The sequence below is a fragment of the Chitinophaga silvatica genome, from assembly GCF_003419895.1.
Lineage (GTDB): Bacteria > Bacteroidota > Bacteroidia > Chitinophagales > Chitinophagaceae > Chitinophaga > Chitinophaga silvatica.
The window spans coordinates 25006-48278 of the sequence record NZ_QPMM01000008.1 but is presented as its reverse complement, the minus strand read 5'-3'; the positions used below and the strand labels follow the sequence as shown (position 1 = coordinate 48278).

Here is a 23273-nt window from a genome sequence, read left to right as displayed (position 1 = left end):
GATATTCGCTTCACTCATTTATACCCCTTATTAAAAACTTCCGCATCTTTGCAGGAAATATAGCTACTATGAATCTCTCATTAAACGGAAAAACTGCGCTGATCTGTGGCAGCACACAAGGGATTGGCCTGGCCATTGCTGAAGAATTAGCCTTATTAGGAGCCAATTGCATTCTATTAGCCCGAAATGAGGATAAATTAAAGGAAATAATACCAACACTTCGCAGCACAGAAGGGCAAAACCATCGTTATGCCGTTGCTGATTTTTCTAATGTTGAGGCAGTAAAACATATGGCTGTTTCCCTGGTACAGCAAACACCCATCCATATATTAATTAACAATACCGGAGGCCCTGCTGCCGGCCCTATCTTAGATGCCCAGTTATCTGATTTCACCAATGCCTTTACTCAACATATTTTATGCAATCAAACATTGGCACAGGTGCTGGTACCGGTTATGAAGAAAGAAGGTTATGGAAGAATTATCAATATAATTTCCACCTCTGTAAAAACTCCGTTGAAAAATCTTGGGGTAAGCAATACAATACGTTGGGCTGTAGCTTCCTGGGCTAAAACACTGGCAACAGAAGTAGCACCTTTCGGAATTACAGTAAATAATGTGCTTCCAGGTAGTACCTCTACTGCACGATTAGATTCTCTATTCAACACATTAGCAGAAAAAAGAAATGTTTCGCCCTCAGTAATTTCTGAAGAATGGCTGAAAGAAATTCCAATGCAACGATTTGGAGAAGCACATGAAATAGCAGCTTTCGCAGCATTCCTGGCCTCTCCTGCCGCTTCGTACATCACAGGTACAAGTACCGCAGTAGACGGAGGAAAAACTCCAGCTATGTAATCTGGAAAAGAATCTCTCTCAGATTAAACTATCTGAAATAATACGGTGTTATCTGATACTAGAAACCTATCAAATCGCACTGTATGAAAATTGGCTTGTTTATTCCATGCTACATCGATGGTTTTTTTCCGGAAGCAGGTATTGCAACCCTTGAGCTGTTGGAGCATTTTGGAATAGAAGTGGGTTATCCGCTTACTCAGACCTGTTGCGGACACCCCATGGCCAATGAGGGTGACCAACTACATTCTGCAGCAGAAAACTTCAAATCATTCGAGTATATTATTGGGCCGGCCGGCAGTTGTGTGAAGTATATCAAAATGCTCCTCGATGCCATTCCGCAAACCAACGAAGTAGCACAAGTACAACCACGAACCAACGAATTAATAGAATTCCTACACGATATCCTTAAAGTAGAAAGCTTCCCCTGGAAAAATATTGGAACAGATCCAAACAATTATGACCCTCATTATTTGAACGAAGCAATGCGAGAAAACGCACGCAAAAAATTCCTTTCTGCCGACGCAGGTATGACAGGAGTAAATTTTGCCCTTGCGGAAACCGGAACCTTTGTCGTATGCCCCAACGAAGGGAATGCCGGCATTGGAGCATCCGTACCGCCCCTACACATTGTGAGTATGGGCATAGAGAAGTTAATTCCTGAAGTTACTGATCTCAGTATTTTTATCAGTCTTCTCTCCAGAAGTGCATTAGGTACACTAGCCACTCGGTATACCTCCCATTTCACTGGTCCAAGACCCGGATCAGAAATGCACATTATCATTACCGACAATGGCCGCAGCCGGCGGCTCAGGCTCAACGATTTCTGGCACTCCTTAAAGGGTATACGTTGCGGCGCCTGTATGAATACTTATCCTGTTTATCGCCGGAGTGGCGGACTGGCATATGGAGCCACCAATTCAGGCCCCATTGGAGTAATACCTGACCCAACATTTGACGAATCGAAATATAGTGAACTGCCCTACCACTCTACTTGTGGTTCCTGCACCGATGTATGTCCTGTAAAAATTGATATCAGCGATCAGATCTTAAAGTGGAGAAAAGTAATGGCAGAAAAGAAATATCTACCGATCAGCAGACGACTGGCCTTTGGTACTATAGGAAAGGTATTTGAACATCCGGGATTATTTAGAAGTGCTGAAACAGCAACCGGCAGTGCATTACGATTTACGCCTCATTTTCTATTGTACAACCGTGCATTAAATCCCGGGGGCAGACATCGGGAACTTCCTTCTTTCGCCAAGCAAACATTTCGTGAAAGGTATTTACAATATAAAGCTAAAGATCATGGACAGTAACACCCGCAACCAAGTACTGTCTGCTGTTCGCAGTCAGTTACCTGCTACGCAGATCGATTATCCGGAAATTCCGGATTTTCCTAAAAAAATCACAGCTCTGTTACCTGCATTTGAAGAGAGAATTATTGATGCAGGAGGAAGCATTTACAAACCAGGCAGCCTCAAATCCGCCCAATTTCTGCTCAACCAACAATTTCCGGAAGCTAAGGTAATTTGCTCAGCATCATCCGACATCCAGGGGAATCGTGACATTCATTCGGTTATAAACCCACATGAATTAGCAGATGTTGATGTTGGAGTAATCAGAGCAAGATTTGGCGTGGCCGAAAATGGAATGGTATGGCTAACACAGGAAGACCTCGTTGTAAATGCACTGGGATTCCTCTCCCAGCATCTTGTGATCTTGCTAACGCCAACAGAATTAGTAGCAGATATGTATGATGCTTACCTAAAAGTAAGCCTGGAAGATACAGCCTATGGCTGTTTCATGATGGGGCCTTCAGCAACTGCCGATATCGGTGCTGTGCTGGTTCATGGAGCACAGGGTGCCAGAAGTCTAAGTGTATATCTTGTTTAATTTAGAAATTGACCGGCTGTAAATCTTCCTACAGCCGGTCAGTTTTTCCTGGCTATTGCGCAGGAGAAAGCAGTTTCTTAAGGTCTGCCTTACAGTCTTCAATATCTTGCCAAATCAAACGATCCTGGCAAGCAGTTCCCTTATACTTAATAGTTACCTTCCCTTTTCGGAGAATAATCTGATAGTACTCAGGAGCATTGGGAGAATTTTCCCAGGTGATCTTCCCTGCTTCTTCAATACCCCCCGTAACTCTGTTATCAATAACAGCAATCACCTTTTTTCGTTGCAGGTCGGTAAAATCAAAACTCGCATCAGTTTTGACAAGGCAGGAAGAATCGTAACGAAGGTTGTTAGATTTAGCTATAATTTGCTGGTGAGGTAATAAAAAACACAGAGCACCTACAGCAAACAGCAATAACGGGAATTTTTTACAGTTATTCATGGCAGAGGATTGATAACATGGAGAATAACACAAGCGATTAATAACAAGCTAAATAGTGATCTCTTTTCGATTTTGGTATATTGGCCTAACTCATTATTAAAATAACATATTTACTCCACATAGCAAAATAAACTCTTGAATACACTGCAGGTATTTGTCCTAGCGGCTTTGCTGTTCAATACTATACAGAATCTTTTGCCCGCCTTCTGTAAATCCGACAGTAGTATCAGCAGACATAAAATGACGTTTAAATGCCTTTATTGCAGCAGCAGTATCCTTCACATCATACCCGATAATCCGTAGTGCTGTGATAGTTTCAAAATTAGAAGGCACCACAATACCAGTAGTGTCTTTATACCACAGTCCAAATCCTTTATCTGCCAGTTGCTGCCATGGGAAATAGGCACTGGGATCTACTTTTCTTCCCGGAGCGATATCTCCATGCCCTATAAAATTAGCTGTGGGAATAGCATATTGACTCTTTAATCTGCCCAATAAAACCATTAAGCTATTAATTTGCGCACTATCAAAAGGTTCAGCCCCATTATTATCCAATTCAATACCTATTGAAGTTGAATTGATATCAGTCAGATTTCCCCATCGTGCAATACCACCATGCCAGGCACGTAAATAATCGTTTAGCATATGATGAATAGTACCATTCCGGCAAATCACATAATGTGCACTTACCTGCGTTCTTTGCAGTGTAAAGGTTTTTAAAGTTTGAGCACAGGAATTCTGGGCAGTATGATGAATGATAACATAAGCAGGTTTACGCAAATTGAAGTTGATAGTACCAACCCATGGCTCAACAGGTGCTCCATCTGCTCCTGCAATTGTTTCGGGTTGCTGTCTCAATTGCTTCGCAAACTTCTTAGCCTCTCTGCGATATTCCTTATTGGTTGCAGCGTATGGATTCCTTGCACAATATGCAAACCCGATTATTATAATCAGTAAGCTGATGCGGATGATGCTATGCTTCATAATCACAGTTTAATGAAACTTATAAAGTAAAGATACTCATCTACTTTTGTTATTTCTGGAACTCTGCAAAAATGAAGCCTGTTTGGATGTTTAAGATTCAGGTGTTTTTTGTTGGATTAATTGTTGGATTATTTTCTTGCGCAAATTGTAGATAGGTTGAGTAAGTTCTTTAGTTCGTTGAAGTACCGGCAATCCGGCTGTTTGAGGAGATCCGGCCCTGAATGGAGGCTCGGGATGATACTCGAGCTGTAATTGAACAATTTTTGCTGTTTCCTCCCCGCCAATCAAGGCTGTTAGCATAAGCCCGAAATCAATCCCGGCACTTACTCCGGCCGCCGTAATCCGATTACGATCTTTTACTATCCTTTTGTTCTGTACCGTAACATCAAACAATCCTAACAGTTCCAATGACCGCCAATGTGTAGTAGCTTCAAATCCGTCTAACAACCCAGCAGCAGCAAGTACCAGGGAGCCGGTACATACTGAAGTGATATATTTTGCAGTAGCTCCTTGCAGCCGCAAAAAATCAAGGACCTCCATATCCGTTAGTAAATTGTTTATTCCTTTACCTCCTGGTACAAAAAGGATATCGAGCGGTGGGCAATCGGTAAGTGATATAGCAGGTTTAAACCACAGACCACCTTCTGCCTGCAGAGGTTCTGTGGTTTTAGCAATTGTGAATACTTCAAAACAGGGAGCTTTTATAAAAACATCATATGGGCCAACAAAGTCGAGTGCCGTTAGCTCAGGGAATAGTAACATTCCTATTTTTAATTTCTGCATAACAACTTTCTAATTTCAACAAGATAATAATTGCAACTGTAAGTTTATCGCATTTATTCTTTGAACCTATGCTGTACTGAATTTTAAAAATGGCAGATATTCTATATCCTGTGTTCTTCGTATTTGTTAATTGGAATTGCAGATCTGAGCTGTTGCATTTCTTCGGTATTTAATTTAGGCGAGTGTATTGTTTTCAGCGCTTCATCCAACTGCTCAATTGTTCTAATTCCTACGATGGCACTGCTGACAGCAGGATGCTGAAATACGAACTCCAGTGCTGTTTGTGTTACAGCTCTGCTGGCACCGGAATTGCGGGCAACTGCATCAGCAGCATCTTTTACCTGTTCCGCTGTATAATTGAGGTAGTTTACCGGGGGTTTATTGACCAATAGCCCTTTTGCCAACCCTCCTCTCACCAGTACACCAATATTATGTTCGAGCAGTTGAGACAGGCAGGCTTCTTCTGGCCTCCGGTCTAATAAACTATACTGCATCATCACACTTACAATATGTGATTTCTTAATATATTCATTAATGACATTGGGTCTTATAGACGAGATGCCATAGTATCTGATTTTCCCTTCTCTTTTCAATTGTTCAAATGCGGAAATAGTTTCATCTATTGGATCTGCAATTGTACCTCCATGAAGTTGATACAAATCTATATAGTCGGTGTTTAATCTTCGAAGGCTGTCTTCTACCGAAGCAAGAATATATTTTTTAGTTGGGTTCCAATCCCAGCTCTGGTTATCTGGTCGCCACTGGTTACCAACTTTAGTGGCAATAATAATGTCGTGCCGTTTAGTTTTGACCGCTTTTCCGAGTAGTACCTCATTTTCGCCGTGATCGTACAGATCAGCCGTATCAAATAAATTGATTCCGTTATCTATTGCTTTTGAAATAATGGAGAAAGCACTGTTTTGATCGTTATAATTTAAAGACATACAACCAAAACCCAATTTACTGACATTCAGATTTGATTTACCCAGTAACGTATATTCCATAAACTTTAGATTAATTGTGGGGGAAGTCTTAACGCTATAAATTTAGGGTATAAGATTGAGATAAGTGTGATAAGATTAATCTGTCTTCAAGCTGGCTGAACATACTGAACATAGAAATAGTTGCTAAAGCTTTTGTATTTAATAATTGAGAAGAACTTATTTGGAGAGTAATTGGTTTTACTGAAGCCAGTGTATTTAATAATTAAGAAGGAATTAAAGCGAAATAATTGTCTTAGCTGCCGGTTTATTCTTTTAATACTTAATCAATAAAAAAAATGGGCCGCTTTGAAAAACAGCCCTTGTATTCAATTTTCGTCCACCTCAAAATAATCGTTTTATAGCATCCAAAATGATATTGGTAGCTAAGAATTTTAGGGAATAGGGCCGTCTAGAAAAACAGCCCTCTTTTTAGTATGTCCGATCCATCGAATGTTAATTGTCAAAAAAGATTTAGAGATGATATGGACCATCTGGAAAGATGGTCCGTTATCCACTCCCAAGTCAAATTCCCCTATGAAAAAGCATTTGAGTATATTGATTAATACTTTTTGGAATAAAGGAACCGTTTAGAAAAACGGCTCCTGCCGAATCAATAACAACAAACAACAGTGATTATCTTACAACATCAAACTTCAATGTGGTTACTGATCCCTGGATTTGATTTTTACACTTTGCACTTTCAACATTGTATTTCTGTTCATGATTAAAATTTTAATATGATGTGCATAGCCAGCCCTGGTGATATACGAATTGGTATACACCGTTACACGATAATCAATTGCCGGACTTACTTTTCCAACAATGCTATTCTGTTATTAGGCTGGTAGCATCTGTTTTACTCAAATACTGCCATCCTTCTTCCAATAACAGGATTCTGTTATTCTCGTAATCACTTAGCAACTGTTTTATTCTTTCAACATTCACTTCTAACCTTAATTACCAGCCGGAGCCCCGCTCTGTCTTCAGAACTCAAGCAAAATTTTGCAGCGATTTTTTTTGATTAAATTCTGTTTCATAAATAAATCATATTTAGAAATTCAATAGTATATATAAACAATAGCAACTCTTATTGCTACTGGAATTTTTTAGTAAAAGGACCATCTAGAGAAACGGTCCCGGATTAAAGCTTCCATCGTGTATTTGCACTCCAATAATGTTATGGATTATCCTGCATTGAGTTACCTGACAGTATAAACCTGCAAGCAAACAATGCTTAGGTAGTACAATTACGGATGTCAGTAATTCGAGAAAATTTGGACCGCTTAGAAAAACAGTCCTTCAGTTGAATGTACTATCACCCCATTAGTGAAAAAATGAATTGCAATAAAAACAGGTTAACAAACAAAGATACCGGTCAGGTATTCATAATATTTTGCTCTATATGTTGCCACAACAGTCCGTATATCTGAAGAGAGAACAGGTAAAATTGTTTATCCATTGACTTGTTCTTCAGTTATGCATGGAACCAGTTATGCATAGAAATAGCGGTCAATGTATGACATTGCATCAGTTCCTGTTTCTGAATTGCTGATAATGATTTGCCTGCAATTCCTAATTCAGTACGAATAGGAAGAACCGGTAATGGTAATGACCAAGAAAAATATAAGTTTGAAATTGACGGTTAAATAAAAAGGATTGCATTAGGTTGCTCATTTCAGAATTAATAAGGCTAATAATTAGTTTGCTCTTAGAATAGTTGAAATAACATTTGACAGCTACAGACATGGCTAAAAAGAATAGGATTTTGTTTTTGGGTTAAATCATAACGATTATCAATCGATATAATGCAAAGATAGTATCTCTATCAATTTAAAAATCAGATTATTACAGCATTTACAAAATGAATGAAAAGCGAATAGAAAAAAACGGTATGAACACGGAAAACTTCGTGAATAAAATGAATGAATAAGTTATCGAGATGTTATAAGTTTTCTAAATTCAGCACCGAGCCCTGAAACCAGATCCTCCAAACCAGCTCCAGTATTAACTTTAATAAATTCGGCCGCATTTTTGTACTATATCAATTAATTAAACTTTAGCCAACAAAAACAGTCCAACAACTAACGGAAAAAACTGAGGAATTGATTGAATTTCTACTCTTAATGTTAAAGAAAATGAAAAGCAGATATCTAATGTTATTGGTGCTGGCAGGCCTCTTAAGCACCTTAACTATTTCCGAAACCTATGCGCAAAGAGGCGGAGGCCATGGAGGCGGTGGCGGTTTCCATGGTGGTGGTGGAGGAAGAATTGGTGGTGGCGGCTTCGGTGGTGGTAGCAGAGTTTATGTAGCCCCCCGTGCATCAGCTCCAGTTTACAGAGGCGGATATAATCGTGGTCCAATCAGCTCAGCAAGAGTTTACTACGGGCGCCCGCATTACAATGGATATTATCGCCCTTACTACAGGCCATATTACCGCCCTTATTTCCCTTCAATAGGTTTATACTTTTCAGCTCTGCCTTTTGGCTACTTCTCATTAGGCCCTGCATTTGGTCCTGTCTACTATTACGGTGGTACGTACTATGAATCGACAGGCGACGACAGGGGATATCAGGTAGTAGAAGCTCCAATAGGCGCAGCCGTTCCTAATCTGCCCGATGATGCCCAGGAAATTACCTTTAATGGTAATACTTACTTCGAATCCAATGGCACCTTCTATCAGGAAACGATGACAGATAATGGCAGACGTTATATGGTAGTGGGGAAAAACGGTAAAATAGGTAACCAAACCGTAACAACAGATAATACCAATAATAATCAGCCATACGATCCAAATTCTCTGATACCACAATTACCAGAGAATTCCAGGAGCGTTCAGATTAACGGTCAGCAATACTACGTCTCACCAGACGGTATGTATTACCAACCAATCTATAATTCAGATAACTCGCTGGCCGGCTACCAGGTGGTAGGAAAAATGACCGACGAACAATAGGGATACATCCTCCTATGTCGAAGGGGCTAACTAAAACTTGTTTTAGTTGGCCCCTTTCACTTATTAAAAGTAACTTCCTCAAAGGTTCTAAGCGAATTAAATACTATATTCAATTCCTGAAACGTTCTACTAGCACATAAGCTGTTTTCTGTAAATTAAAGATTCTATAACTTAGTGATCATAAAGCAGTTAATTGTAATATAGTATTTCACGCTTTTTTAAATAATACCCATGAAAAGGTTTCTCATATTTGTTGCGTTCCTGGCTCCTGTTTTATCGAATGCTCAGTCTAAGCTTAGTCAATCGATCATTGATGATTTTTCTGCCAGAATCGCCGCTCACTATCAATTACCTCATGACTCTATTTCCGGATATATCGCCGAACAACTTACCCGCAGTGGTAACGCCGGCCTGGATATCGACTCCACCGTCTTTGACCTGAAAAAAGACCTGGTAGCTTTTGATGCTGCCTTAAAATACCTTTATCAGTATAGCGATTGTAATCGTCAACGTTACATAGCCAACCTGCGTAGCCTGGGCCTGCAAACAAACAGCGTATTTCCTATTGCTACCTATACTGCTAATAAATATAAAGACGAAACAAAAGCCCTCCTGGACGATAAAAAAGACTTTTTGGTAACTTATGCCGGCCCCGTTACCGGTAAAAAACCACCTGCTACAATTGCCGACGTGATTGCTGCCAATAACAATACCAGCGCTGGTGCTTCTACCGAAACAACAGATAATCAAACTACCGCTACAGAACATGCTGCTACTGAAACCAATACAGAAGCTACTGCTGCCGTAGATACCCGCAACTGGGAAGTACGCCCTCTATTCCAGGTGCGTAAACCTGAGCAACTCGTGGAAATGTACGGCGAACATAACGTTACTCAACATGATGCCATAAATCTCGCAGGAGATAAAGAAGGAGAAGCATACTTAATTTATCCGGATACAGATAATGAAGTAGAAGTTCAGTTTGATGGTGAAAATGGAAATATCATTACCTTCTCACACTTCCCTTCAAAGTGGAAATCGCCATATGGTATCAAAGCCGGCGACCCACTCGACAAGTTAAATAAAGTAAATGGTAAGCCATTCAAACTGAATGCTTTCGAATGGACCAACAGCGGAATGGTCACCAACTGGCAAGGTGGGTCACTAGACGGTAAAGGTGTGCTGATTGTACTAAAAGCCAATAATACAGGAGATCCTAAACAATACGACCAGGTAACAGGCGATAAAATACTAAAATCTGACCTGCCAGCACTGAAAAAACTGGATGTCATTATCGAATCAATTGCATTTAAAGGAGCCAATTAAAAAAAACTAAATTTCCCGACAGCAATTTTCTATCTTGTTGTCTATGAAACAGTTTTTTATCGCTGCAGGATTTCTCCTGCTATTTACTGGCATTTCAACTCAGATGAACGGACAAACGAAGAAGCAATATCCTTTGCTCAATCATATGGCTTTATATGTGATTGATCTGGATAAAAGCACGGCATTTTACAAAGATATAATTGGATTGGAACCTATGGACGAACCATTTAAGGATGGACGCCATAGCTGGTTTAAAGTCGGAGACCATAGCCAGGTACATATCATTTCTGGCGCTAAAGCAGCTACGACTCACGATAAGAATACCCACCTATGCTTTAGCGTGCCTTCGATGGCTGATTTTCTCGCAGTGTTGAAATCGCATAAAATAGCGTTTGAAGACTGGCCAGGTAAAGCCAACGCTGTTACCAAACGGGTAGATGGTGTACAACAAATTTATCTGAAAGATCCGGACGGTTATTGGTTAGAAATCAATGACGATAAATACTAATAATCCCCCTTTTTTGCTTAAATTCAATTACAAGCATAATTGTTATGTCATTGTTTTTGAATGTTCCCCCTACAGAAAAGGAGCTGGCTAGCGCCAAAGGCGCCAGATGGAGCCATGAAGATCAATCCTGGTACTTGCCAGCCGATGATTTCGATCGGCTAATCGATATAGATGCATGGATTCCTCAACAGAATCCATGCATCATACTTCCAGACCCGGTAATTCTCATAAAATCTACTTCCCCCTGCTGGAAATGCCATCACTCCAATACATTCATCGCTTTTGCAGCAAATTTTTTCTACGAAAAGGATAATAATGAAAGAGATGAACTGGTATGGAGACTGCAAGACTTTTTTGCCATTTTTGAGCAGATAATAGAGATTTCAGATAATCTTCAATCTCTCCTGAATAAAGAATATCCTCTGTATAAATATGTATGGTCTGATGTGGCCGACCGCCATCTTTGGCTGAATCATTGTGAAATATGTCACAGCAAACAGGAAGACAGCTACCTGTTTAACAAACAAAATGGATTATTTCACCCTAAAACCAGGGAAGAGGCAGCAAAACTTCAACTTCAATCCTTTAACCTAAAATATAACGCCATTATCGATGCAGATTACGAAATGAATGAACATGCAAGATTAATTAACGAATTTGCTATCCGACCAGGCTAATGTTACACTATGAATAAACAATCATTACAGCAAATAATTCTTATTATCCTATCTTTTGGAGGCTGGTTTGCATTGATTGCCCAATTTGTAATTATGATGGGCAACAAAGAAGTTCCTACCTATGAACTGGTAATTCGCTTTTTTAGCTTCTTTACCATTCTGACAAATATTCTACTTGCCATCAATAGCACTACCTTATTGCTAATACCCAAATCCGGCATTGGTAAATGGTTTGCAAAACCACAGGTAGCAACTGCATTAACTGTCTATATCCTTATTGTAAGTCTTGTATACAATATTGTTCTCAGGTCTCTCTGGCACCCGATCGGATTACAAAAGATAGTTGATGAATTATTGCATACTGTTCTTCCGATCCTATTTGTATTGTATTGGATTTATTTTGTGCCTAAAAACACGTTATGCTATAAATACTTATGGTCATTTCTATTATATCCATTGGGCTATATAATCTATGTTTTAATTAGAGGAACTATTTCAGGTTTCTATCCATATCCGTTTCTAAATGTTGTAGATCAGGGCTGGAATGCGACTATCGTTGCAATTATTGTACTGGCATTTGTCTTTATATTATTCTCATTAATTTTCTTGGCGATTGCTAAGCAATTAACGAAGAGGGGCCAACCATAAGTCATTAATTAATCTATTGCCTTGTAACGGCGATCGTGCAAATGGAATGATTTAACAAACAACATTTTCTTCAAACTTCTCTAGCCAAAAACGAAAATAATTATCTTATTTTTTTAATAAAATTGATGAGAAGTGGTTAAATTAAAATGTGTTAATGTTACCCTTTTTTTTGCTTGAATTTATATTTGACAGCAAGCCTAAAAACATCTTATATTTGGATAGTAGTCAACATATCCTTACCCATGAATACAATATTTGAGAAAAGTAATTACACCCCGCTTTGGCAGGCCATCGCCTCAAATGACCTAGGTAGAGTAACAGATAAGTTAAGAGACACCAGTTACCTACCTGTGCAACTTGCAAAAGAAATATTATCGCAGTCTGCCCTCTTTGAAGATTTTACATTATCCCTGAAAGCTAATGGAGAGAGCCAGTTTACCGATCTGGTGCGTTTATTGATTTCCCTTAGTGAAAATGGAAATTTTGCCCCACAGGAAGCGACATTACGAAAAATAGTGCTGCAACAGCTCTCCTATTTATCAGCAGAAGTAAGAACATTGGCGGATCATTACCCCGAACGTCCTATCACTGCCGATGTATGGCTCTACGCAGTTGTACTGAGAGAATGGTGCAATGTATTGATAGATTTCTTTAGCAATACAAACTTACCTCGGCCCAAAGCAGCTGTATGGCAAAATAAGAGCAAGATTACCTGTTCAATTATGAGCCACTACCCACACTTTGTAGGTCCTGATATGATGGCCACAGCAGAGATTCTTGAGGAAATTAATGAAACAGAATTAGCTGTTCAGTATGCCCTGGCAGTATTAGGCGATTTTGAAGGTTTTATTGATGCAACTGAAAACTCTGCCACACTGGAAGATATCATCTCGCTATCATCCTTAAAAGATGCCTACGTTTTATTGGCAAGAGTTCAACAAACAGATAAATACAATCATCTACTGAAAATAGTAGAAGAGCGTATAGAAAGAGGTGTTAAACTGGATGATAAATGATTTTGATTGGTGACATACATGGTGGTTATCCTGAAATACTTTATCAACTAAAACGCAGAGACATTACCAAGGCTAATATTATTCAGGTTGGAGACTGGGGCCTGGGCTTTAATTCTAAGGCCCGGGACATCAGTATTTTAAAACAAATAGATAAGTTTCTGATCCAATCTCAAAACTTTCTGTATATCCTCAGAGGAAACCACGATAATAAATGGTTCTGGGATAATAGGGAATCTATACAACTTGAGTGCATAAAACTGGTACAAGATTACGAAGTACTAACTATAGAGAACCGAAAAGTTCTTTTTATTGGGGGAGGTATTTCTATAGACCGAAAAAGCAGAACAATAGGAAAAGATTACTGGGAAGATGAAAAGGTAATTTTTGATACTGCGACCATTCAGAGTATCCCGACTCAACAAATTGATTTAGTAATCTCCCATATAGCTCCGCAGGAAGCCTGGCCATATATTATCCCACCAATTGTTACTCATTATGCTTCTAACGATGCTCAATTAATGCAAGAGCTCCACCAGGAAAGGGCAATTATGAGTCAGATATATGCTGCTGTAAACCAGGCTGGGTGCAAAGAATGGTACTATGGTCATTACCACGAATCAAATACAATAATTGTAGAAGGCATGAAATTCCGATGTCTGGCGGCTATGGAGATAATTGAAAGCTAACGTTAGTTGCGGTTATTGATTAAATTCACTACCACTTTAACCATCATTTCTTTCTCTTCGGGTTTCGATTCTGCTATCATCAATGTAAGTGCTACCAATGTATTATTAGCCAACTTCATTGTGCCATCAGTATGATAGAGAATATTATTTCTTTCAAGAAACCATACAAACAAAAATGCAGCAATACGTTTGTTCCCATCAGAGAACGAATGATTCTTTACAACAAAATATAAAAGGTTTGCGGCCTTCTCTTCCACAGAAGGATATAAATACTCATTATTGAAAGTCTGATAAATAGCAGCAAGCGACCCTTGAAAAGATTCATCTTTCTCATTACCAAACAAACTACTACCACCAAATTTGTCGCGTAATCCGACAATTGCCCTCATCGCAGATTCATACGTGATTTCAAACAAATTTTGGGTGGTAATATCTGAGATTTCAAGTAATTGGTGGTCATATTGATCCAATACATTCAAGGCATAGGTATAGTCATTAAGTACTTTTAAAATACCTGTTGTTTCATCTCTGTAATTCATAGTTAACTTTTATTATCATATTAATATTCTCATTTAAAAAATAATTTAAGCACCCAAACTTTCTGGATTATCATCCCGTATTTAGAATAGTAGCACTTAAGAAATGCTGGCTGTTGCTCAATATAATAAAATCAAACATCTCTGAAGTAAATTTGGACAATAATAATCCACATAAAGATTCAGGTTTTGTTTTCCTTCCAGAAAACAAAGAGATTATTTTTAATCAGTTATACGACGAGCATGCCCCAGCAATCTACAAACATCTATATGATATGTTAAATAACCGAAACATAGCAGAAGAAGCATTACAGGATACCTTTTTAAAGGTTTGGAATAATTTACATAAATATGATCCAAAGATAGCAAGCCTATTTATATGGATACTTTGGATCGCCAGAAATACAGCTATAGATATTATACGCAGTAAGGATTTCAAAAACAATAAGAAAAATGAATCCTTAACTGATTTACCACTTCCTGAAGGAACCTTACAGGAAGATAATGGAATAAGACCCTTGGCCAAATTGCTAAAGAAAGAACATAGCGAATTAATAGAATTATCTTACTTTCAGGGATATACTCAGGCAGAAATTTCACAAATATTGGGTATTCCTTTAGGAACAGTTAAAACAAGGGTATCTAGCGCTATACGATCATTGAGAAAAATGATGAAAAGTTTTGGATATTGAATCTTACATATCGAGCGGTATCATAGAAAAATGTGTCTGTGGCCTGGCTAGTTCTGATGAAGTAAAGGAACTGGGCTCGCTAAGAAAGCTGTATCCTGAAATAGAATCAGCTGTCGTACAAACTGAAAGCGACTTTGAAAAACACTTAAAATTATATAGCATTACACCTCCCCCAGGGGTAAAGGATAGATTACTAAAGATTATTTCAGACAAGCAAATTTCTGAATGTCATTTCATCAAAATTCAAGCATCCACCTCAATCCAGTTTTTTAACCCAACACGTAGATGGACATTAATCATTCTTATGATACTTGTAATTAGCGTTGTTCTGAATTTATTCTTTTTTAATAAATTATTGGATATTGACAAACATCAAAGCGAGCCTGTAAAACAAGAGAACATAAAGGAAATTCCTTAACAAGCTATAAAATCAACAAAAACATTTACAACCAAAGTAAAATGAATCAGGATAGCAAAGATTGCAACCACACTCCTATTTCTTCAAAAGAGATTCAAAGAAAAATAGATAAATATGGCTGCTTTATTGTATTGATAGAAGCGGATGATTATCTCCCCGCCTTCGCATACACGATTGGACTATATCAGAAATTTAATCATCCCGAACTTATAGCATTCGGTTTATCTACTGATCAATTAGGTGATCTGCTAAATATCGGATGTGCAAAAATCACCAATGGAAGTTCCCTCACACCAGGTATCCTATACGATAATTTCATCCAGAATTATAAAGTGCAATTCCTGGAGGTACATAAAACGTATTATTCAGATTACATGGGAGTTACCAATCTCTTTTATGATACAGAAAACTATCCATCGTTACAATTAGTATGGCCCGACAAACAATCCCGCTTTCCATGGGAAATAGGATTTAACCCCGATTGGAAATTCAAGCAACCATTACTCGATAGAAATATCGACTTCAAATTCTATGAAGAAAGAAACCTGGGGGTCTTTACTACAAAACAAGTACTGGAAGGAAAACCTATCCTGTATGTATATCATAATGAAGATGGCGACTGGCAATTCCATAGCGAGGAAGATCCAGATCTCGATGATGCGAAACTAGTAGCGTTTGAACAAATAACTTTAATTGATCCGAGTGTAAATCAACTCTATCATTTAACATATAATCGATCTGCTACACGTAATTCGCCTAATGATCCCTGGATCTGGGAAGAAGATTAACGAGTACTGAAGCTTCTCAACTTTGCCCTAATATAATTCCCGGTTTCAGTCAGCTGCTCTTTTGTCCAGTTACCGTTGGCCGGAGCTCCGGGAAGGAGGATAGAACATAACTCATTGGCTTTATCCGAAACAGACCAGTTGATCCAGCTAAGCTTATTACTCTCCATAAAGGAAAACCAGGCTTCCCACTCGGGATAGTCTATATGTCCGCTACCTGAAGCTTCAGAGCCATTACATTCTGTAATAAAGATGGGAATGTTTTTACTCAGCGCATAAGCACAGTCGTCTCTCAGCCATTGCTTGTGAGTGGCAGCATAGAAGTGAACCGTGTACATGATATTAGTATAGCCGGTTAACGGAGCATCAGCTACTTCCTTAATTTTCTGATCCCAATTTGGGCAGCCGACTAAAATGATGTTATCAGGATCATTAGCTCTGATAGCCGCTATTACAGCTGCAGCATATGCCTTAACCTGAGGCCATGTTTGAGTATTATTAGGCTCATTAATAATCTCATACATAATATGAGGATGATGCCCATAAGCCTTCGCCATAGCACTAAAAAAAGCAACAGCTTCTTCCTGATAAAATGGCTCACAATGCCAATCGATGATTACATAACTACCTTTAGCCAAAGCCCCATCGATCACCTTCCTTAGCAAAGAAAGCTGACGGGAACTATCATTCAGAAATCCTGGTTTCATATCTACCCCCATGGCAGCACGAATAATATCTGTTTTAAAATCATCTGCCAGCCAATTCACAACATCTGCATTCCAGTATTGAGGCCACCAGGTGCTCCAACCTAAGCTCTGTCCTCGTAGCACAACAGTATTATTTTGCTGGTCTTTCAGGTATCGGCCCTCTACATGCAAGGCTCCATGTTTTTTAACAGGTGATACCGAAGCAGAAACAGTATCACGCGTTGGGGTATCCGGACTTGCGGATTTTGCAGATCTCGAACATCCAACAGTATATAAAAAGAGAATAGTAAGTAATATCTTTTGCATAGTTATAAGTATTATAAGGCCTTATTTGAAGTATCTTTTCCTAATTGTTTGATATAAACTGACGGTAATACTCCAAATTCTGCCTTGAAGGATTTTGTAAAATAATGAGGTGTATTGAATCCTACGATGTAGGATATTTCGGCAATACTAAGCTGACTTTTTTCCAGCATCTGTGCGGCTTTCTTAAGTCGGATAGAGCGTATGAAATCTACCGGTGTTTTGCCTGTAAGCTGAAGCATTTTCTTATATAAAGAAACCCGGCTAATACATAAATGTTTGCTCAGCTCAGCAACACTTAAATCGGCATTCTGTAAATTTTCTTCTATATATGTCAATGCAGCAGCAATGAATTTTTCATCCACCGATTGGATAGCGATATCAGCTACCTGCACATCTACCTGTTTTGTGTATACTTTCTTGATGGTTGTTTGTAAGGTTAGCAGGTTTCTAATTTTCGATAATAACATTTCAAAATTGAATGGCTTACAGAGGTAATCATTTGCTCCATTTTCCAGCCCTTTTAGCTGAAATTCCTCTCCTACCAGTGCCGTTAGCAGAATGATTGGAATATGTGATGTACGTTTATCCTGTTTAATTTTAGTACATAACTCCAAACCATTCATTTCCGGCATACTCACATCACTAACTATTAAATCGGGATGCAGGGCTAATGCCTTTTGCCACCCTTCCTTGCCATTAGCTGCTTCCAACAAACAGAAATACTCCTGTAAATTATCTTTCAGATAAAATCTGAAATCATCACTATCTTCTACCAAAAGAATTGTTGGTTTTTTATTAATTTCCTTTACTGGTGCAACATCATTTTTCTCATTGTTATCTTTCTTGTTTATTGTTGATATAACTTCTAACGGAAGTTCTACAATAAAACAACTACCGCCATTAGTAATCGATTCTACATGAATAGTACCTTCATGTAGTTTAACAAATTCACGGGTTATAGATAATCCTATTCCGCTACCCTGATTAATAAGAGAAGCCGGAATATCGTGCTGATAAAATCTATCAAATATTTTATCGATCTTCTCCGGAGGAATACCAATTCCAGAATCAATTACATTAATTCGAAGATGTACCTGTTTACCTTCTTCAATTGCAGGAATAAAATTCAGAAACACTCCTACATGGCCACCAGCGGGGGTAAACTTAAATGCATTGGATAATAAATTGAAGAGAATTCTTTCAATTTTATCATGGTCAAAATACGTTTCCAGAGCATCAATATCTGTATCAAAAGCAAATTTGATATTCTTTTGTTCCGCAATATCCATGAACGAGAAAGAGACATCTTTGATAAACCTGATTATATCTCCAGGTTTTGTATCCAGTTTCAATTCATAAACCTCCATTTTCCTAAAATCCAGCAGTTGATTTACCAGGTTTAGCACACGCCTTACATTACGATGAATCATATTCATCTGGGCCTGGTGTTCTGTTCCTTGGGAATCTTTCATCATTTTTTCAATGGGGGCCAGGATCAGCGACAAAGGCGTTCTGAACTCATGACTGATATTCGTAAGAAACTTTATCTTCATTCTATCCAGTTCATGTAACCTTTTTGCTTCTTCCCGCTCCTGCTCTCTAATTCGCTGAACTTCCTGTTTCTCCTGTTCCATAGCAAATTGCATACGGATCTTCTTGATGCCACGATATCTGATATAAAGTAATATAGAGATGAAGAGAAAAACATAACAGGCATAAGCAATCTGAGTTTTCCAGAAAGGCGGCAGGATGCGGATATTCAGAGACAGAACTTTATCATTCCACGTATCATTTCCTGAAGCAACTCTTACTTTAAATATATAATTGCCAGGATCAATGTTGGTATAGGTTGCTTTACGGATTTTATTATCAGAGGCAATCCAGTTTTTATCAACTCCTTCCATCTTATATTGATACTTCACTTTATCCGGCATCAGGAAGTCGAGAGCTGCAAACTCAATTGAGAAAAAGTTTTGATTGTAGTTGAGTACAATATTATTTGTAATAGTAATAGATGCAGATAAGATTATTTTTCCATTGATTTTTTCTCCTGGATTTATTGAATGATTAAATAGTTGAAAATCGGTAAAAACTAATTCGGGTTGGGTATTGTTTATTTTAATACCAGCAGGATTAAAAATATTAAAGCCATTGCCACCTCCAAAAACCATTTCCCCATTAGCAGTTGCCAGGGAAGCATCTTCATTGAATTGTTTTCCCTGTAATCCGTCCTTCACATCATAGTTGATGAAGTTGATCTTATATTCCTCATTATCGGCATTCACGATCCCGTTAGAAATTCCGTTGGCAGTACTAATCCATAGGTGGTGATTTCGGTCTTCCCGGATTCCAAGAACGTTATTATCAGGTAAACCGTCTTCTTCTCTGAATAATGTAAATCGCTGGGTATTCGGATTGAAAATATTTAGTCCTTCCCTGGTACCTATACAGATATACCCCCGGCTATCTTCAATCATTGAAAGGATATTATCATTTGCCAGACTTCCGGTGCTATCATTATTGTGCTGATAATGTACATATTTACCTGTTTTACGGTGGAATACATCTATTCCATTCGAGGTTCCAATCCAGATATCTTTACGTCTGTCTTCCAGCAATGTGAAAACATAATCAGAATGGATACTCACCGAATCGGCCCGGCGAAGATGCTTAAAGGTCTGGGTTTGGGGATCAAAAATATTCACACCACCAGAAAGGGTTCCAATCCAGATTTTCTGTTCACTATCCTCCATGATTTCATAAACCCGGTTATCCGACAGGCTATTGGGATCATTTTCATCGTGGCGATAGTGTTTAAAAGTCTTTCCATCAAAATAATCAAGTCCTCCCAGGTAAGTACCCACCCAAAGATTTTGCAGATGATCTACACACAAGCTAACAATTACATTAGTACTAAGGCTATTGGGATTTGATTTTTCATTTACATATGCTTTCCAGGTATTATTTTGCCGGTTGAAATAGGTTATTCCTCCTCCATTACTACCAAGCCAGAGATTACCTTTATGATCTTCAGCAAAGGCATTGATATCGCTGTAATTAAGTCCGTCTGGTTGTAAGGGGGTATGACTATATAGTGGAAATTTAAAAATACCAGGATAATAGTAATTGATTCCTTTCTTATAGGTACCTAACCAGATCATACCGGTAGAATCGCCATATACAGTAGTTATACTGTTTTGACTCAGGCTATTTGGATTTAATTCATCGCGGATCACATTTCGGATGAGGAAAGTAGATTTATCCAGAATATGTACTCCGCCCGGATCGGTTGCGATCCAGATACTTCCTTGTTGGTCCTGTATTACAGTATTTACAACATTTGCATATAATCTATTCTCGGAAGCATCTTTATAAAAATGTTTACTGATATTACCTGAAGGGCTATAGTAATAAAGTCCATCACTATTGGCAGCGAACAACCAGATATCCTGTTGCCGGTCAATAAATATTTGATACTTAGCTGGTTTCTTTCCTGCAACCATATTATACAGTGGGGTTGCACGATATATTACTTTATGAGTGCGTGTATCAAATTGTTCTACCCACCCATTAAGGTATGCAATCCAAAGATCACCACGTTCGTCCAACGCTATATCGGCAACATCAATACCATGCAAACTGGTTGTATCTCCTTTAATATAACTATAGGTTTTAGAAACTTTAGTTTGTTCATTGTAGATGATGATACCATGATCGGCCCGCAGAAAATAAAACTCGCCATTACTTCCTTTCAGTACTTTTTCTATCTGATATCCGGGAACTTCCGGGGAAGGAAGTAGTTTTTCAACTTTCTCACTGAAGCTATCTGTTTCCGGATCATAGATGGCATATCCCAACTGTGTTTTTATCCAAAAGCAGTTTCCGGGAGCATCATAGATATTAGTGATAAAGTTATCTGGGATAGAAGCCGGATCATTTAACCGATGTTTGTACACTTTAAATTTAGAACCATCGAATCTGTTTAATCCATTCAGGGTTCCAAACCAAAGGAATCCTTTAGCATCTTTTTTAATACTGGTAATCCCATTGTGAGATAGGCCATTATTTACATCGAGATGTGAAAAAGAATAAGGGATATCCTGTGCAAAAGCGGATGCGTTTATACAACACATCAGTAATAATAATCCATATTTAATATAGGTAAGCTTCATCTGAAAACGTGGCCCTTGTTGGGAAAAAAATACTACACATACCTCCCGTTGCCGGGAGGTATGAAAATACAACTCCTCTTATTAAATCCGCTGCTATTTTCGGGTTATTGTATGACCACTACATCGTCTGATTCAATATCCTTAGGTTCAAAACCATCTACACTGAAGATCAATGTTCCCGTTTTAGCATTATTCGGCACTTGTAATACTATTTCAGTCAATGACTTGCTTACAAATGTTGTAACAGATGCATCGTTTCCAAATGTTACTCTGGTAATCCAGTTTACAAATGTGCCCTTAATACTAATGTTACTTCCCTTAGTTGCTGTAGCCGGTATATCTGTTACAGTAACCGGTACATCCAGATTCAGCAAGCTTTTGGAAACAATATCTCCCTCGGGTGCTTTCAGGGTAACCTTCCCTTTTAAAGTCTCCTGCGGTACTGTAATTGTAATATGATCAGCAGCTTTCTCAACAAACGCAGAGGCTTCAACTTTTGCGCCTGTCAACTCAATAGCAGTAACTCTATCGAGATGATAACCGATAAAACTGATTTTATCTCCAGGCTTTACTCCGGAAGGGCCAAAGCTAAGCAGCGTAACTTTATCAGGTATGGCTGTCTCTTCATTCTTCTTACAAGAGATCATGCAAAGCAGCATTAAGTTGATGCCCAGAATTAAAACGAGACGTTTATATATATGAGTATTCATGAAAGTCGATTTACTATTTATTTCTTAATAACCTTAGGAACTACACGGAAATTATCGAACGACATATCGCAATCCAGATCACCGGGGCCACTAAATACTACACGTGTATAATATCCATCCGGCTGAATGCTTCTATTGGCATAGGCTTTTGTTACTTCTTCATAAGGAATAATTACAGTTTGCCATACCCCTTTTGTATCATAGGGAGGAGCCCAGAAGTAGTCGCCCTGCTTATCATCGGGAACACCTACACAGAATTTTATTCCATTACTGTTGTATGGTTTCTTAGTATTCAGCTCAAATTTGAGATTGTAGTTTTCAGGTTTCAGAATGGCTTCATCCGGAATTTTCTTACTGATAGGCCCCATTGCACTTGCCGGCCCACCAGCTAATTCAATCCATGCCCAATTGCCGATTGATTGTTTAACACGAATGTAATTCCCATTAATCAAAGGGGGATCATTGGGGCCAGGATTGCTTACTACAAAGTTGGAATTCCACCAACCGGTAAAAGGATCGCTGCTAATAAAAATGTTTCTGTTATCACGGAACCAGAAATCCGATTCTACCTGCCCAAAATTTGTTTTAATGGTGATTTGTCCGGGTTCTGTTCCTGCCGGCACTTTTACCTTCACCTGTTTATCTTTTACCTCTACAATTTCACCTTCTTTTCCACCAGGAAAAATCACTTTCACAGGTGCATAGAAGTAGTCGCCTGTAATAGTAGCTACATCTCCATCAGCAACATATTCGCAATCCATGCGTGTTATTAATGGTTTGCTGATTTTTACAGGAAAATTATACTCAAGTTTTTTCCCGTTTGCAAAGATGATCTTCAATTTATTATCTACTTCTACCGGGATCTGAGACGGTACACTTACCAAAATAACGGTGGAGGTAATATATGGACTTGTAAGATTTGCTTTCTGATCGTTGAACCAAATTTCGCGGGCATCGCCAAGGTTTTCGCCCACAATTGCAATGAGCATTCCCTGGCCGGCTTCTACTACTAATGAATCGGCGGCAGCCGGGTCAGTAACTCTTACATAATTAATTTTTGGTTCCCCATTATTTGAAAGGCTTTCCTTAGTACATGCAGAATAGCAGCAAACTATTCCTATACACAGAAGAAACAGCAATATGGATTTATATATCTTTTGCATAAGTTTTATGTTTATTGGAAATAATGGATC

22 protein-coding genes are annotated in these 23273 nt (G+C 38.6%); 13 read left to right on the top strand and 9 right to left on the bottom strand.

Annotation, left to right across the window (positions count from 1 at the left end; translation table 11 throughout):
* Nucleotides 1-68: 68 nt before the first annotated feature.
* The 3 genes from DVR12_RS15730 (at nt 69) to DVR12_RS15720 (ending at nt 2747) form a co-directional block, all read left to right on the top strand.
* Complete coding sequence (locus tag DVR12_RS15730) at nt 69-854, top strand: SDR family oxidoreductase (RefSeq protein WP_116976761.1); 786 nt, start codon at nt 69-71, stop codon at nt 852-854.
* Nucleotides 855-937: 83 nt separating this feature from the next.
* Nucleotides 938-2170, top strand: coding sequence for an LUD domain-containing protein (locus DVR12_RS15725; RefSeq protein ID WP_199417123.1), 1233 nt, complete (start codon nt 938-940; stop codon nt 2168-2170).
* On the top strand, nt 2160-2747 hold the full coding sequence (locus DVR12_RS15720; RefSeq protein WP_116976760.1) for a LutC/YkgG family protein: 588 nt from the start codon (nt 2160-2162) through the stop codon (nt 2745-2747). The genes DVR12_RS15725 and DVR12_RS15720 overlap by 11 nt, the downstream gene beginning before the upstream one ends.
* A 52-nt stretch (nt 2748-2799) precedes the next feature.
* Here the strand turns inward: DVR12_RS15720 and DVR12_RS15715 are convergent, their stop codons facing one another.
* From DVR12_RS15715 to DVR12_RS15700, 4 genes are all read right to left on the bottom strand, one after another.
* Complete coding sequence (locus DVR12_RS15715; protein ID WP_116976759.1) at nt 2800-3189, bottom strand: hypothetical protein; 390 nt, start codon at nt 3187-3189, stop codon at nt 2800-2802.
* A gap of 159 nt (nt 3190-3348) precedes the next feature.
* Nucleotides 3349-4173 carry an N-acetylmuramoyl-L-alanine amidase gene (locus tag DVR12_RS15710; RefSeq protein ID WP_116976758.1) on the bottom strand — a complete coding sequence of 275 codons (825 nt, stop codon included), beginning with the start codon at nt 4171-4173 and terminating at the stop codon, nt 3349-3351.
* Nucleotides 4174-4263: 90 nt separating this feature from the next.
* Nucleotides 4264-4956 carry a DJ-1/PfpI family protein gene (locus DVR12_RS15705; RefSeq protein WP_116976757.1) on the bottom strand — a complete coding sequence of 231 codons (693 nt, stop codon included), beginning with the start codon at nt 4954-4956 and terminating at the stop codon, nt 4264-4266.
* Between the two features lie 101 nt (nt 4957-5057).
* Nucleotides 5058-5960 carry an aldo/keto reductase gene (locus DVR12_RS15700; protein WP_116976756.1) on the bottom strand — a complete coding sequence of 301 codons (903 nt, stop codon included), beginning with the start codon at nt 5958-5960 and terminating at the stop codon, nt 5058-5060.
* Nucleotides 5961-8074: 2114 nt separating this feature from the next.
* On the opposite strand from DVR12_RS15700, the gene DVR12_RS27805 reads away from it, so the two are divergent.
* The 7 genes from DVR12_RS27805 (at nt 8075) to DVR12_RS15665 (ending at nt 13754) form a co-directional block, all read left to right on the top strand.
* The gene (locus DVR12_RS27805; protein ID WP_199417122.1) at nt 8075-8893 is read left to right on the top strand and encodes a DUF6515 family protein; all 819 of its coding nucleotides are present in this window, start codon (nt 8075-8077) and stop codon (nt 8891-8893) included.
* A gap of 231 nt (nt 8894-9124) precedes the next feature.
* Nucleotides 9125-10219, top strand: coding sequence for a hypothetical protein (locus tag DVR12_RS15690; RefSeq protein WP_116976755.1), 1095 nt, complete (start codon nt 9125-9127; stop codon nt 10217-10219).
* Between the two features lie 43 nt (nt 10220-10262).
* On the top strand, nt 10263-10727 hold the full coding sequence (locus tag DVR12_RS15685) for a VOC family protein (protein ID WP_116976754.1): 465 nt from the start codon (nt 10263-10265) through the stop codon (nt 10725-10727).
* 44 nt (nt 10728-10771) lie between these two features.
* Nucleotides 10772-11404 carry a DUF5710 domain-containing protein gene (locus DVR12_RS15680; protein WP_116976753.1) on the top strand — a complete coding sequence of 211 codons (633 nt, stop codon included), beginning with the start codon at nt 10772-10774 and terminating at the stop codon, nt 11402-11404.
* Between the two features lie 9 nt (nt 11405-11413).
* Nucleotides 11414-12052, top strand: a complete 639-nt coding sequence (locus tag DVR12_RS15675; protein ID WP_116976752.1) for a Pr6Pr family membrane protein — start codon at nt 11414-11416, stop codon at nt 12050-12052.
* A 242-nt stretch (nt 12053-12294) separates the two neighbouring features.
* Complete coding sequence (locus DVR12_RS15670; protein ID WP_116976751.1) at nt 12295-13068, top strand: hypothetical protein; 774 nt, start codon at nt 12295-12297, stop codon at nt 13066-13068.
* Nucleotides 13065-13754 carry a metallophosphoesterase gene (locus tag DVR12_RS15665; RefSeq protein ID WP_116976750.1) on the top strand — a complete coding sequence of 230 codons (690 nt, stop codon included), beginning with the start codon at nt 13065-13067 and terminating at the stop codon, nt 13752-13754. The genes DVR12_RS15670 and DVR12_RS15665 overlap by 4 nt, the downstream gene beginning before the upstream one ends.
* A 2-nt stretch (nt 13755-13756) precedes the next feature.
* Here DVR12_RS15665 and DVR12_RS15660 read toward each other — a convergent pair whose 3' ends face one another.
* Nucleotides 13757-14293, bottom strand: coding sequence for a type II toxin-antitoxin system death-on-curing family toxin (locus DVR12_RS15660; RefSeq protein WP_116976749.1), 537 nt, complete (start codon nt 14291-14293; stop codon nt 13757-13759).
* A 113-nt stretch (nt 14294-14406) separates the two neighbouring features.
* Between DVR12_RS15660 and DVR12_RS15655 the strand changes: the two genes are divergently transcribed.
* From DVR12_RS15655 to DVR12_RS15645, 3 genes are read left to right on the top strand one after another with little or no spacing between them, the layout of a single operon-like run.
* Nucleotides 14407-14982: an RNA polymerase sigma factor gene (locus tag DVR12_RS15655; RefSeq protein ID WP_317126757.1), complete on the top strand. Its 576-nt coding sequence runs from the start codon at nt 14407-14409 to the stop codon at nt 14980-14982.
* Nucleotides 14972-15400 carry a hypothetical protein gene (locus tag DVR12_RS15650; protein WP_116976747.1) on the top strand — a complete coding sequence of 143 codons (429 nt, stop codon included), beginning with the start codon at nt 14972-14974 and terminating at the stop codon, nt 15398-15400. Before DVR12_RS15655 ends, DVR12_RS15650 begins: the two co-directional genes overlap by 11 nt.
* Before the next feature lie 41 nt (nt 15401-15441).
* On the top strand, nt 15442-16188 hold the full coding sequence (locus tag DVR12_RS15645) for a DUF4262 domain-containing protein (RefSeq protein ID WP_116976746.1): 747 nt from the start codon (nt 15442-15444) through the stop codon (nt 16186-16188).
* Here DVR12_RS15645 and DVR12_RS15640 read toward each other — a convergent pair.
* The 4 genes from DVR12_RS15640 to DVR12_RS15625 form a co-directional block, all read right to left on the bottom strand.
* Nucleotides 16185-17198 carry a glycoside hydrolase family 5 protein gene (locus DVR12_RS15640; protein ID WP_116976745.1) on the bottom strand — a complete coding sequence of 338 codons (1014 nt, stop codon included), beginning with the start codon at nt 17196-17198 and terminating at the stop codon, nt 16185-16187. The two genes, DVR12_RS15645 and DVR12_RS15640, sit on opposite strands and share 4 nt — an antisense overlap.
* Nucleotides 17199-17209: 11 nt before the next feature.
* The gene (locus DVR12_RS15635) at nt 17210-21370 is read right to left on the bottom strand and encodes a hybrid sensor histidine kinase/response regulator transcription factor (RefSeq protein ID WP_116976744.1); all 4161 of its coding nucleotides are present in this window, start codon (nt 21368-21370) and stop codon (nt 17210-17212) included.
* A gap of 104 nt (nt 21371-21474) precedes the next feature.
* Nucleotides 21475-22080 carry a hypothetical protein gene (locus DVR12_RS15630; RefSeq protein ID WP_116976743.1) on the bottom strand — a complete coding sequence of 202 codons (606 nt, stop codon included), beginning with the start codon at nt 22078-22080 and terminating at the stop codon, nt 21475-21477.
* 17 nt (nt 22081-22097) lie between these two features.
* Entirely contained in the window at nt 22098-23243 is a 1146-nt protein-coding gene (locus DVR12_RS15625) for a glycan-binding surface protein (protein ID WP_116976742.1), read from the bottom strand.
* Nucleotides 23244-23273 lie beyond the last annotated feature (30 nt).